Origin of the sequence: Hominibacterium faecale (assembly GCF_020734085.1) — a bacterium.
Lineage (GTDB): Bacteria > Bacillota > Clostridia > Peptostreptococcales > Anaerovoracaceae > Hominibacterium > Hominibacterium faecale.
Genome location: NZ_JAJAGH010000003.1, coordinates 157709 through 170905, shown reverse-complemented (window position 1 = coordinate 170905; position 13197 = coordinate 157709). Strand labels below are relative to the sequence as shown.

The 13197-nt window shown below is 47.3% G+C and carries 9 protein-coding genes and 1 pseudogene; 1 reads left to right on the top strand and 9 read right to left on the bottom strand.

The genetic code is table 11. From position 1 onward, the window contains the following. Window positions 1–4: 4 nt before the first annotated feature. Window positions 5–979, bottom strand: coding sequence for an alpha-ketoacid dehydrogenase subunit beta (locus LG211_RS03625; RefSeq protein WP_253019395.1), 975 nt, complete (start codon window positions 977–979; stop codon window positions 5–7). Window positions 980–1005: 26 nt separating this feature from the next. Then, on the bottom strand, window positions 1006–1995 hold the full coding sequence (locus tag LG211_RS03620) for a thiamine pyrophosphate-dependent dehydrogenase E1 component subunit alpha (RefSeq protein WP_148396625.1): 990 nt from the start codon (window positions 1993–1995) through the stop codon (window positions 1006–1008). Between the two features lie 337 nt (window positions 1996–2332). Here LG211_RS03620 and LG211_RS03615 point away from each other — a divergent pair, with 337 nt between their 5' ends. After that, window positions 2333–4378, top strand: coding sequence for a sigma-54-dependent Fis family transcriptional regulator (locus LG211_RS03615; RefSeq protein WP_227754904.1), 2046 nt, complete (start codon window positions 2333–2335; stop codon window positions 4376–4378). A 26-nt stretch (window positions 4379–4404) separates the two neighbouring features. On the opposite strand, the gene LG211_RS03610 is transcribed toward LG211_RS03615, so the two are convergent. The 7 genes and pseudogenes from LG211_RS03610 to LG211_RS03575 all read right to left on the bottom strand — a co-directional run bounded on the left by LG211_RS03610 (window position 4405) and on the right by LG211_RS03575 (window position 13195). After that, window positions 4405–5727: a uracil-xanthine permease family protein gene (locus tag LG211_RS03610; RefSeq protein ID WP_269477014.1), complete on the bottom strand. Its 1323-nt coding sequence runs from the start codon at window positions 5725–5727 to the stop codon at window positions 4405–4407. A 10-nt stretch (window positions 5728–5737) separates the two neighbouring features. Beyond that, complete coding sequence (locus LG211_RS03605; protein WP_269477013.1) at window positions 5738–7672, bottom strand: oxidoreductase; 1935 nt, start codon at window positions 7670–7672, stop codon at window positions 5738–5740. Window positions 7673–7736: 64 nt separating this feature from the next. Then, entirely contained in the window at window positions 7737–8576 is an 840-nt protein-coding gene (locus tag LG211_RS03600) for a sugar phosphate isomerase/epimerase family protein (RefSeq protein WP_269477012.1), read from the bottom strand. A 24-nt stretch (window positions 8577–8600) separates the two neighbouring features. Next, window positions 8601–9364, bottom strand: a pseudogene (locus tag LG211_RS20095) (SDR family NAD(P)-dependent oxidoreductase). Window positions 9365–9421: 57 nt separating this feature from the next. Continuing rightward, window positions 9422–10303: an NAD(P)-dependent oxidoreductase gene (locus LG211_RS03585; RefSeq protein WP_148396631.1), complete on the bottom strand. Its 882-nt coding sequence runs from the start codon at window positions 10301–10303 to the stop codon at window positions 9422–9424. Between the two features lie 23 nt (window positions 10304–10326). Beyond that, window positions 10327–11565, bottom strand: coding sequence for a M24 family metallopeptidase (locus tag LG211_RS03580; protein ID WP_148396632.1), 1239 nt, complete (start codon window positions 11563–11565; stop codon window positions 10327–10329). A 211-nt stretch (window positions 11566–11776) separates the two neighbouring features. Beyond that, window positions 11777–13195 carry an MFS transporter gene (locus LG211_RS03575; protein ID WP_269477009.1) on the bottom strand — a complete coding sequence of 473 codons (1419 nt, stop codon included), beginning with the start codon at window positions 13193–13195 and terminating at the stop codon, window positions 11777–11779. Window positions 13196–13197 lie beyond the last annotated feature (2 nt).

Here is a 13197-nt window from a genome sequence, read left to right as displayed (position 1 = left end):
TTCCTTATTTGAAATAGGTCTTTACTTTTTCATACACCTTGTCAGCCGATGGAATCAGCGGGAACTCCAGAGCCGGGCTGAATGGCAGCGGTACGTTGGGGTTGCTTACTCTGCCGCATGGAGCATCCAGATAATAGAAGATATCGTCGGCTACAGCAGCGGCTACTTCCGCGCCGATTCCGCAGCGTTCGTGGGCTTCGTCGGCTACGATCAGCTTACCTGTTTTTTTCACGGATTCAATGATGGTCTGGGTATCCAGAGGCACGATGGTCCGCAGATCGATGATTTCACAGTCAATGCCTTCCTTGGCAAGCTTTTCTGCCGCTTCCTCCGATTTCATGACCATGGAGGATGTGGCCGCGATGGTGATATCCTTTCCTTCTCTGGCGATTCTGGCCTTGCCGAAAGGAATCGGTTCGATGACATCGTCCACCTTGAACGTCTTATTGTATTCCATCTTGTGCTCCAGGAATAAAACAGGATCATCGTCCCGGATTGCGGTCATCAGAAGGCCTGCTGCTTCCTGCGCGGTTGAAGGAATGGCGATCTTTGTTCCCGGGAACTGAGCCGCCATAGCCTGCATGGACTGGGAATGCTGAGCGGCCGAAGATCTTCCGGCGCCGATGGGGCATCGGATGGTCATGGGTACGTTGCACTGTCCGCCCGACATATAACGAATTTTTGCCATCTGATTGATCACCTGATCCGCCGCTACCAGCAGAAAATCGGAAAACATCAGCTCAACAACGGGCCGCAGGCCGGTCAGCGCCATTCCAACGCCCATTCCCACGAATCCCTGTTCCGAAATCGGGGTGTCCTTGACTCTCAAGTCGCCGTACTTTTCCAAAAGTCCTTCTGTACATTTGAAGTTTCCGCCGATGAAGCCGATATCCTCTCCCAGCATAACGATATTTTCATCCCGCTCCATCTCTTTATCCAATGTTTCCGCAATCAACTGCGCGTATCTTATTTCTCTCATGGTTCTATTCTCCTTCCTACAATCCTCTACAGGGTTCCCTGCTGAAATACGTCGGTATATGCTTCTTCTGCGTCAGGATATGGACTGTCTGCCGCAAATTTTACTGCTTCCTGAATTTCTGCTTCGATCCGCTCTTCCAGTGCTGCGATTTCTGCTTCTTCCGCCTTGCCCGCTTCGATCATTTCTTTTCTCAGGTTTGCTACCGGGCATCTTGCCATCCAGTCTTCTTTTTCTGTTTTGCTTCTTCTCTGTCTGTAGACCGCCGGATCGCCCACGTGATGTCCCTGCCATCTGTAGGTCTTGCATTCGATGATGGTCGGGCCTTTGCCGTCTCTCGCGCGTTTTACCGCTTTCTTTGCTGCTTCATAAACGGCGGTAACATCCATTCCGTCCACGACCACGCCCGGGATATCGTAGGCCTTGGCTCTCACGGCCAGGTCCGGCGTATTGGTTACATCGCGGATATCTACGGAAATACCGTAGAGGTTGTTTTCAATGACATAAACACAGGGCAGATCCCATGCTGCCGCCATATTAATGCTTTCGTGGAAGGTTCCTTCGTTGGTAGCCGAATCGCCCATGAAGGAAACGGCTACCTGGTCGGTTCCTTTATACTTGATTGTATAGGCCGCGCCTGTGGCAATGGGAATCTCCCCGCCCACAATACCGTTGGCCCCTAAAATACCCTTATCCATGGCCATGATGTGCATGGAGCCGCCCTTGCCGTTGGAGTAGCCCGTCTCTTTGCCCAGGATCTCCGCCATCATTCGATCAATGTCCGCGCCTCTTGCCACCAGGTGTCCGTGACCTCTGTGGGTGCTTCCGATGTAGTCGTCGTCCTTTAATGCCGCGCACACGCCGGTAGCCACCGCTTCTTCACCCAGATACAAGTGGGCAAGACCTGCCATCATACCCTTCTTATAAAACTCAAAGGTCTCTTCTTCAAATCGTCTCATTTTGAACATGGTTTCGTAGAACGCCATGAGCTGTTCTTTGCTGTAATCCTTTACTTTCATAATAACCTCCCTGATATGTTTATTTTGTTTGCACTGTAGAACATGCCACATCTGCTCTCGTCATATTATTAAAGAGCAATCTGCGTGCCAATTATAAAGCGCGCAACACACTCATCGTTGTTATTGTTGGAATTTCAACGTTTAGAACCATAAATCCCTATCGCGCAGAGATGGTTTTGTTTTCGTCGGTTCATTAAACCATGACATTTTTACATGTTTTTGGCATAAGACTGACACTTTTTATAAAAAAATGACAATTACATTTGCTTTTTGTCACGATATTTTGTATCCTAAATACGGCGATTATCGTTTTACCGAGGTTAAAAGAGGTATCCATATGAAAGAATTTTTCTCGAACACGGCAGCTTATCAAAACAAACTCCATAAAGCCTGGAACCATTTTATAAAGAAGGAGGACTATGATTATTCTTTTATCCAGACGGATATCCTCCGATCCTGGGAACGCTCACGGGCGGCCAATGTAGATCCTTTTGGCATCGTTACGAAGATCCTTTCGGCGGAAGAACTAAACCTCAGGATTAATAACAATATGAAACTGATCGAAATCGTCCACCCTTATATGGAACGGCTCTACTCCATTATCAAAGATACCAATTCTTACATCTTACTTTCCGATAAGGATGGATATATACTGGATTACCTGGGTGACAGTGAAATTGTCATTGACGGCCAGACCCTGACCCGTCTTGTTCCCGGCGCCTGCAGGCAGGAGACGATCGCTGGTACCAATGCCATTGGTACCGCCCTCTATCTGAGAAAGCCCGTGCAGCTGTGGGGAAATGAGCATTACTGTGAAAAACACCAACAATACACTTGCTCCTGTGCTCCGATCTTTGATAGCAGCAGCAATATTATTGGGGCCATTAACATTACTGTCCTGAAAGAAAACGCCCACCCTCATACCTTGGGCATGGCCCTCTCCGCTTCCGACAGCATTGCAAAAGAAATGGAACTAACACATGCAATGCGCAGCATCGAACGCATCAGCGCCCAGAGAAATACAATTATCGAAAATATGAGTTCGGGCCTGTTTCTGTTAACCCAAAGTTACCGTGTATCTCAGGTCAACAAATATGCACTGAAACTGCTGGACCTATCCTATGAACAGATCATAGGAAAAAATTTGTTTCAATTTATTAGTATCGACGATAATATCTGCTGCAATGACCGCTATGTGTTCCTTGAAAAAGAACGATATAATGAAGAAGCTTCTATAAAATGGATCGGCGCCCAAAAGCCGCCGAAAGAATTCCGCCTGTCCGTTCATTTCATAAAAGATCATGCTGGAGCTGTGACCGGCACCTTGCTCCGCTTTAATGAGACAGAGCTGATCCATAAATTAGTAAAAAACGTAGGAGGATATCATGCCCATTATGACTTTGAAAGCATTATTGGTGATTCCTTACCGGTGAAAAAAATGATCGCTGCCAGCAAAAAGGCGGCTAAAAGTGATTCAAACGTATTGATTATAGGGGAAAGCGGGACCGGCAAAGAATTAGTCGCCCAAGCTATCCATAACGCCAGCGCTTCTGCAAGCGGCCCCTTTGTCGCTATAAATTGCGCGGCCATACCAAACAGTCTGGTTGAAAGCGAGCTGTTCGGCTATGAAAAAGGAGCTTTCACAGGCGCTGATAAAAACGGGCGTCCAGGAAAATTTGAAATGGCAAACGGTGGTACGATCTTCCTGGATGAAATCGGCGATATGCCTCTGAATATACAGGCTGCTTTGCTTCGCGTTATCCAGACCAAAGAAGTTGTCCGTATCGGCGGAAAATATCCAAAAGCCGTTGATATGCGCATTATCGCGGCCACAAACCAAGATCTGCCCCAGGCAATTGATAACAAAACGTTCCGCAGGGACCTCTATTACCGCTTGAATGTGTTTACTATTAACACGCCCTCTTTAGTAACCAGAGGACCTGGGGATATCCGTGTACTTGCAGATTACTTTGTTAAAACGTATAACCATGATAAAAAAGACAATATTACAATTTCACCCGATGCATATGCGCTCCTTGAAGCCTATTGGTGGCCGGGAAATATCCGGCAGCTGGAGAATGTCATCGAGCGAGCTATTAACTTGGTAGAAAAAGAAAAAGCCATTACACTGGAGCAGCTTCCCGAGGATATCGTGCACGTTCTTCCAAGGGCTAAAAACACTGCCATTGAGTCGGAGGCCTCCGCCCTGCCGGCGAGAAAGCCTCTCAATATGAAAGAAACGGAAAAAATACTCATTATTGAAGCACTGAGAAAAACAAATGGCAATATGACAAAAGCCGCAGCCTTTCTTGAAATGAATTTACGGACGTTATATCGCAAGCTTGATAAATATCAGATTGACCTTTCCCTCTACCGAACGTAGATCCTATGACATCTCGTCATGTTATTTCATGACAGTTTGTCACTACCTTTTCGAAAAATTTGCTCCAGTATCATTGCCATCACAGTCCCCACTACCAGTCCATTAGAGAGAATAAAGCGGATGGACTGGGGCAGTACCGAAAAGACACTGTCCGGAAGAAACATAACTCCCATCCCGCATAACATGGAAATACCGATTACATAGCTTTCTCTGTTTTCAATTGTAACTTTCTTAAACTCCTTCAGACCCTGTCCGAAGATCAGCGAAAATACGACCATACTCGTAGCATAGGCGACGGTATGCGGCATGGACGCAAAGAATTCAGCGACCGGAGAAAAAACACCAAATAGGACCATGCACAGGCACGCAGCCATAAAAGGCTTTCTTGCCGCCACCCTTGTCATCAGTACCACTCCCGTAGAGGATACGAACGGCATGAACGGAACGACGGAAAACAGCCCGGACAATAGGGTCGATAATCCGTGTAAGAAAACCGTTTTGGAAAGCTTGCCTTTGGAAACTTGTTCTCCGACAGCCTCTGCCATACTGAAAAGACTTGCAAAACTCATGGAGAGCAGCACCAGCGCGCTGAGAACGCAGGATATTACAACCCCCGGATTGAAGGAAGGCGCGCCAAAGGCAAACAGTTCCGGTGCTCTGGCCAGTGCACCTATTGTCATCTTATTTTCTGAAAGCCCTAACAAAATTGCCAGTATCCATCCCAAAGTGACACCGACCAGCGTTGCAATGCTTTGTATGAACCCCTTCAGATAAACCGAAACAAAAATAATGGTTAGCATGGTGGCCATAAACACAATTAGTTTTTTCACTTCGATTTCCTGAACCTCATCATCGATCCCCAGTCCTCCTTTCATAAACGTGGCGCTCATCTGTAGGACCATCAGCGTAATGATGAGGCCATTTACAATCGGCGTAAAGAGCCGGGATAGTTTCAGCATCAGGCCAGTTGCCGCCAAAACCATGATGATGGTGCCTGCAATCAGTATCCCCAGTTCCAGGTTTCGCCGCAAATCCCCCATTTGGCCGCCCATATCCGCAGTTGACACAGCCATCACGATCATCATGCTTGCCCACAGCCCTGCAGGACCGTCGATAATCGGATACAAGTGCCCCAGCTTTATCTGCAGCAGCGTAGTAACACCGCATAGAAAAAAAGTGCGCTGTAAAAGTTCTGCAATCTGTATCTGTTCAAGCCCGAGATGGATTCCCACCGCAATAGGGAGCACTACGGTACCTGCCGCAAAATATATAATATGCTGCAGTGTATAGACAAAAAACTCTCCCTTGGGAACGTGATCTTCAAGGCCGTATTTCAACTTTTCTTTCATGCGAAAGCACCTAAATACGCAGTGCGGCCATATATCCGTCTTCGATGGCATCCAGTGCGTTTCCCGTTTTCTTTGCATCACCGACGCAAACCAGTTCAACATCGCTATTTGTCAATGAATCATATAGTTCTCTTGTAGGCCGCATACCCACCGCTGTAACGATATGGTCAAAGGGTCCCAGCGCCTCAGCAGGACGGCCTTTCTGCATGGCCATGACTGTCCCGTCTTTTTCAATAGCCGCTACTTCTGTTTCAACATAAACGTTTACGCCGCGGTCCTCAAACGATTGAAGTAAGAATCGTTTCATATTGCCCGGCTCCTCCTTTAAAATCTCCGCCGCCATTTCCAAGATTGTCACTTGATTTCCGTGTGAAGCTAAAAAGTTTGCAGTTTCCCCGCCGACAAGCCCTCCGCCGATTACTGCGACCCGTCCGTCTGCTTTTGCCCTGCCTTCCAGAAGATCGACCGCGCTTATCACAAACGCATTTTCTATTCCCCTGATGGGCGGTACCCACGGACGACTCCCTGTCGCTATCATGACTATATGCGGGAGGTCTGACTCGATTTGCTCTGCGGTCAGTTCCGTTTGCAGGCAGATCTCTACGCCCAGCTTTTCCAACTGCGTACGCTGCCATACAAGAAACGAGGATATTTCACCTTTCCAAGGGGGTACAGCCGCGCAGCCATACATGCCGCCCAGCCTGTCTCTTTTTTCAAACAGCTTCACTTTATGGCCTTTCTGCGCTAAAACCATGGCTGCCTCTGCTCCGGCCGGGCCTCCTCCTGCAACATAAACCTTTTTCCTGCGTTTTGCAGGCACAATCCTGGTTTCCTGTTCCCGCACCGTTCTCGGATTCAAGGCGCATTTGCCCGCTAACCCGGAATCGATCCTTGAAGTACAGCCCTGAAGGCATCCGATACAGGTAATGATATCTTCGACTGCGCCAGACATGACTTTTTTTGGCAAGAAGGGATCGGCCAGAGAGGCTCTTCCCATGTAGCAGGCATCGGCTTTTCCACTTCTGACAATGCTCTCTGCTACATAAGGGTCATTGATCCTACCGACTGTAGTAACGGGAATGTCTACGACTTTCTTTATCTCTTCTGCGTAATCAGCAATCCAGCCATGTCCCATGACCGCGGGTGGTACCTGCATATACCAAGTCTCGTATACTGCTACGGAAACGTTCAAGGAATCGATGCCCGCTTCCTCCAGCATGATGGCCATCGCCTTTGTATCTTCAATGCTCGTACCGCCTTGTGTCCGTTCTTCACCCGAAATTTTGTAGTCGATCCCAAAATCCTCTCCGCATTTGGATCTGATATTTTTGATGATTTCTATTGGAAAACGCATACGGTTCATTAGATTCCCGCCATATTTATCCACTCGTTTATTGGAATAAGAAGATGTAAATTCACTGATCAGATACCCATGGGCGCCATGCACCTGTACGCCGTCAAATCCGGCTTTCTTTGCGCGCTGGGCAGCATCTCCAAACTTTTCAATCATTTCGTCTGTCTCTTCGGTGGTCATTTCATGGGGCATTTCTTTTTTAACCGGACAGGGGATTGGTGACGGGGCCCATACCTGCCGGCCTGTAATCCTTGACTCTGTCTGCCTCCCGCCGTGGAAAATCTGTGCATAAATTTTCGCCCCTGCCGCATGGACTCGCTGCGTCAGTTTTCTATGTGAAGCGATCTGCCGGTCGTTCCAAAGCCCAGGGAGATACTGGTATGTCCTGCCGGTCGCATCAACAGCGTAGTCTTCAGTAATGATCAGTCCCCATCCGCCTTTTGCCTTTTCTTCGTGATATGCGATAAACCGTTCTGTAGCGGTCCCATCCTCATTGCAGCAGTTCATTACCATTGGCGAAACAATAAAACGGTTCTTTAATTGGACTGGTCCCAGCCGTATCGGTTTTAATAAGATTTTAAATCCTGACATAAATAACCTCTCATTTACTTTTAAATAGCAGAGAAAGGTCTCCCTTTCTCTGCCCATCATTTTTTTATAAATATTGTTTGATCGATGCGTAGGCTCTGGCAGCAGCGCGCTTTAGCGGCAGTTGGCGATGGTCGATCGCAATGATCTCACATCCAATGGTACCCTCATACCCCAGTGCGAGCACCCTTTCAATAAAGTCTTTACAATCAAAATCCCCCTCGCCTGCAGGAAGCCTATAGTCACAAGTATCCCTCCACATACTTCCGCTTACCAGTTCGGAGTAACCATCTTCCAGTTCGACTGTGACAATTTCTTCCGGCCTGATTAGGGCAATATCATCATAACTGCTGGGGCCCATGAACGTATGCCACGAATCGAGACAAAAACCCGCATTCTTCATGCCTGCCGTCCTGAACACTTCAAGGCCTTTTTTAATACAGTCCATATCCGCTTTAAAAGGCATGAATTCCATTGCAATCCTGGTACCAATATCCTCAGCTTCTTTACAAAGTTTTGCGAATTCCTCGATGAATTGGTCTTTTTCAATATCGCCATCGGAACCGAATACTTTAATATGTCTCGCCTCCAGCTGTTCAGCCGCTTCAAAGACATTTTTTCGAGTCTGCTGCGCTTCTTGGTTTTCGTAATCCCACCATTTGTCCAGCACCTCGACTTCTATCTCCGTGATCCCGTTTGCTTCGGCTATACGCTTTGCTTCCTTATATCCGTACTGTTCCTTTGTTTTTAAAAGGTCCAATTCCACAAACCCCGCGCCGCTAAAACCAATCCTTCCAATCGTTTCCATGCGCTGCCTAAAATCTGTATCCGCGACTTCCACATGATCGCCGCAGTAATGGTTGCCTGCAATTGCCCAGTGGCTGGCAATTAATTTATTATTGCACATTATTTTCCTCCTGAAACCGCATGATTAAGCTCTTGCCAGGCCGCCGTCCACATACATGGTCTGCGCAGTCATAAACCCGGCTTCCTCTGATACTAAGAATTTAATGGCTCCTACGAAATCCGCCGGATACGGGTATTTTGGTATTGCCTGAAGGTTATACATCAGATCCCATTTTCCAGCACCCTCATCACCAGGCTTTCCGCCGATTTCTTTGATGGTAGATTCACAGACGAACAGCCCTGGGGCCACTGCGTTTACGGTAATGCCATATTCCCCGTATTCACTGGCCAAGGCCCTTGTTAAACCGATTACTGCTCCTTTTGTTGAAATATAGCCCGAAAGTTTTGGGTCCGCGCCGTTCAAGAAAGAGTTGGACGCAATGCTCACAACCCGCCCCAGCCTTGTTCTTTCATATGCGGCAGAAAAGCCTTGCAGCAGTTGAACGGGCCATCGACGTTTGTCGCAAAATACTTTTTCCATGCTTCGTATGTCACATCCTCAAACATCATGAACGGATAGATCCCGGCGTTGTTGATAAGAATATCCACCGAACCAAGCTCTTGTTCCACCTTGCCGGCCATTGCGTTTACTTGTTTTGGATCGCTGATATCGCACTGGTAGGATATCGCTGTTACTCCAGGTGCTTCTTTTTTAATTCTCTCTTCCGTTTCTGTACATGCGTTCCTTGCTACCAGCGCCACATCATGGCCTAATTTTGCCAGCTCTACTGCTGTTTCCTGTCCCAATCCTTTTCTCGCTCCTGTTACTAGTGCAACTCTCTTAATCATAATGTTCTCCTCCTGTTATCTTAAGTTTTAATTATATAATACAGATCTTCTCTGCATTTATCTGTTTATGCCGACATTCTCCTCCTGACGCTTTACAAGCACCGCATAGTCTTCATGCCCTCTCCCAAGAGCCACGGATTCTTCGTAAAATTGACGTGTCAAAGCAGTCAGCGGCAGCGAAGATTCATACAGTTTGGCAGTCTCCAGCGCCAGGTCGAAATCTTTCAACATCATATGTACACTGAAAGCCGGGTCATATCGATTGCTGCTAATCGCCTCAACCTTGGATTGGACGATCAAATTGCCTACCGCGCTCCCAGCTATGACCTCCATGCATTGATCAACAGAGATCCCGGCTTTTTCCGCCAGTGTGACTGCCTCGGCCAAAAGCTGCGTCGTATTACCGACCATCGTGTTCAAAGCGATTTTCATGACTCTCGCTTCTTCATGTTCCCCCAGCCAATACATGTTTTTTCCCAGCGACCGCAGGTAAGGTTTTGCCTCTTCAAACACCTTTCGATCGCCGGATATAAGCAGCCCCAGCAACCCCTTTGCTGCCGGCACTATGCTGCCAGTTACTGGCGCTCGCAGAAAATAGCCGCCTTTCTCCTGGATTGTTTGATTTACGCTTTCTGATTCCGCGGGCGAAACCGTGCTCATGTCAATCACGATTTTGCCTGCCGTAATGCCTTGAACAATGCCATTTTCGCTTAATGCAACCTTCTGCAGGATCGCTCCGCTTGCGACCATTGTAAAAATATAGTCCGCTTGTCTGGCAACAGCTTCGGGTGAGCTTGCCCACTGGGCGCCCATTTCCAAAACCTCGGTGGCTTTGGATTTTGTACGGTTCCATACTGTAACACGATGTCCTGCTTTAATGAGATTTTTACACATGGGATTTCCCATGTTGCCCAATCCGATCCATCCGATATGTTTCATGTCATCCTCCAATTGTTTATCGTTTACAGGAACTGGCACCCGGGAAGGCCGCAGCTTGTAATTTCATCCACAGGGAATTTCGTGATCACCTCATGGCCATCCTTTGTTACGACGATCTCCTGTTCGATTCTCGCGCTGCCGGTCCCATCTTCCGCAGGGCACCATGTTTCAACAGCAAATACCATGCCTTCTTCCAATTTGAACGGATGATCCAGAGAAAATAACCTGGATATGATCGGTTTTTCCCACAGGCCGATCCCAATTCCATGTGCGAACTGGAGCAAGAATGCTTCTTCTTCATTTTTAAAACCCAGTTCTTCTGCTGACGGCCAGCATGCCGCAACGTCAGCAGATGTCGCTCCTGGTTTGATCACGGCAATGGAATCGTTGATCCATTTTAACGCTTTGTCATAGGCTTTTACCTGCGCCGCAGTTGGTTTTCCGCAGGTAAAGGTTCGATAATAGCAGGTTTTATAACCGTTGTAAGTATTACCGATATCGAAATATACGATTTCTCCAGGCCGGATCATACGATTGGACGTCGTATGGGAGTGCGGGTTCCCTCTCTGGCCGGATATGACGTTGACAAATTCCACCACTTCCGCTCCCCAGCCAATCAGCTTTTTATGGGCAATCGCGGATAATTCGTTTTCCATAATACCCGGGCGCAGGGCTTTCGCCAGGTCGTAATAGACTCCGTCAACCATAGATGCGGATTTTTTTAAAAGCTCGATCTCATCCTCCGTTTTGATGATCCTCACATCCACCATCACATCCTGTCCATCGACAACCTCAATATTATGGGATTCAAGGGATCGAATCATCGATACGTCTGTAATATCCAATCCCAGCGGTTTATTTTCTACACCGTATTTTTTCAAAAAATCTACGACTTCTTTCGCTTCCTTTTCGATCATCCCTGCTTCTTTGGGAATTGCGCCTCTCATGGACCCTACGGCAGGAAGGATATTTTCTGCTTTAATCCAGTCTACCCTCTGTCTTTTAGACGGGCAGGCCGGGTCAAATAAGATCGGCTCTTCCACTCCGTCAATGAGAAGGCAATGTCTGTTCATCTTGTTTCGATTCCATTCTCCAATATAAGTTCCTGTAATGTAACGGATGTTGTCAAAATCATAACACAGCAGCGCACCAAGGCCTGATTTCTTCAAACCTTCCTTTGCCCTTGCTAAACGATTCCTCCTTAATCTGTCAAAATTAACGTTTGATTCAAAATCAACCCCGTTAAATCCCGCTTTTGGCATATTGTTTTCCTCCTTTAGGCTTTCATATTTTCTTGTCTATATTTATAGCGCAACTTCTGTGCCAACGAATTTGCGCACGATTCGGCAAATATCTGCCTATAAAGTAGCCAAAAGTGCCATTATTGCGTCATCAGGCTTTATCTTGGCACAAATATGGCACATTTTTGACTCGCTTTATGGAATGTTATTTACAATGAATTCTGCCGATTTCCTATATTTCTCCTCTTGCTTCCCTTTCTGCCAATTCTTTCGTTATCATCGGCAGCATTTTATCCAGTTTATACAGAAGACAGAATACGATCTGTACAGCTGCCAGTACGATTGGCAGGAACACATATACCCAATAAATGGCGTTTAAGGACTGAGTGGTCTGTACCGCAGCAGTGCCGTCGTATCCGCAGATAGATAGAACTACGCCTACCATTCCGGCTGCGATGCCTCCGCCAAGTTTGGAACCGATTGACCCTGCGCTAAACAGGAACGCATCGTTGCGCACGTGGAATTTCCACTGGCCGTATTCGCAGGCATCCGCCAACATTGCAAAAACAGTTCCCCACAGCGGCCCGTATCCAAAGCCTTTGACTACCGCCAATGCCGTGACTAAGGTTACATTTGTCGGATCAATCAGCAGGATCAGCTGCGCCGCAACGACGACAAACATTCCGTACATGGTTAGATTTCGCTTGCCAGTATATTTGACCAGCGCCGGAGTAACGAAGAGAATGCACACAATCATTGCAATCTGCTCTGCCGTATAAATTTGCGATACATAGATCTGGTCTCCGAGGACGTACTTTGCATAATACCCCAGGATGGTGCTATTGGCAGTTGAGGTAAGTACCATTACGCCCCACAGTCCCAGGCACAGAGCCCAATACTTATTTCTGATCATGACCTTAAAGCTTTCTTTGTTCGTCTTCTTTTTCTCTTGCTTTTGCTCTAATTCACGGAAATCAACTCTCTCTTTTGTACCGAAGAAACAGAAGAGCAGTAGAATAATTGCAATCGTAGCAAAGATGAAGGATGTTTTGATCCAAGCGCCCTGTCCATCCCCAAAGGCCTGTACGATCGGCAGGGATACTGCTGTTACCAAAATTCTGCCAATTGGAGAAAGGCCCATGCGGAATGCCTGTAAAAACTCACGCTGTCTTGTATCTCTGGTTATCAGAGAGCTCAAGGAACCATATGGCAGATTCAGCGCCGTGTAAACCACAGTTGTGCACAGATTATAGGTTACAAAAACGTAAATCCCTTTGATCAACTGCGTACTATCGGCCGGCACAGTAAACAGCAATATGTAAGTAATCCCAAATGGCACCGACATCCATAGGACCCACGGCCTTGCTTTGCCGTGTTTTGATTTGACTTTATCGACAATACAGGCAAATAATAGGTCTGAACCTCCATCTAAAAACCTTGATACCAGCATGACCAGACCAACCGTTGCCGCTGATACGCCCGCATAATCCGTATAAAACAGCGTCAGCAGGCTCCCGGTAAAACCGAAGACAAAATTGCAGGCTACGTCTCCGGAGGCAAAAGCAAACTTTTCGTAAAGAGGCACGCGCTGACTGTCGTGAGACTTGCTCGGCAGCCGTTCTCCCGTTTTTTTCTCTAAGTTGTTCATCATTT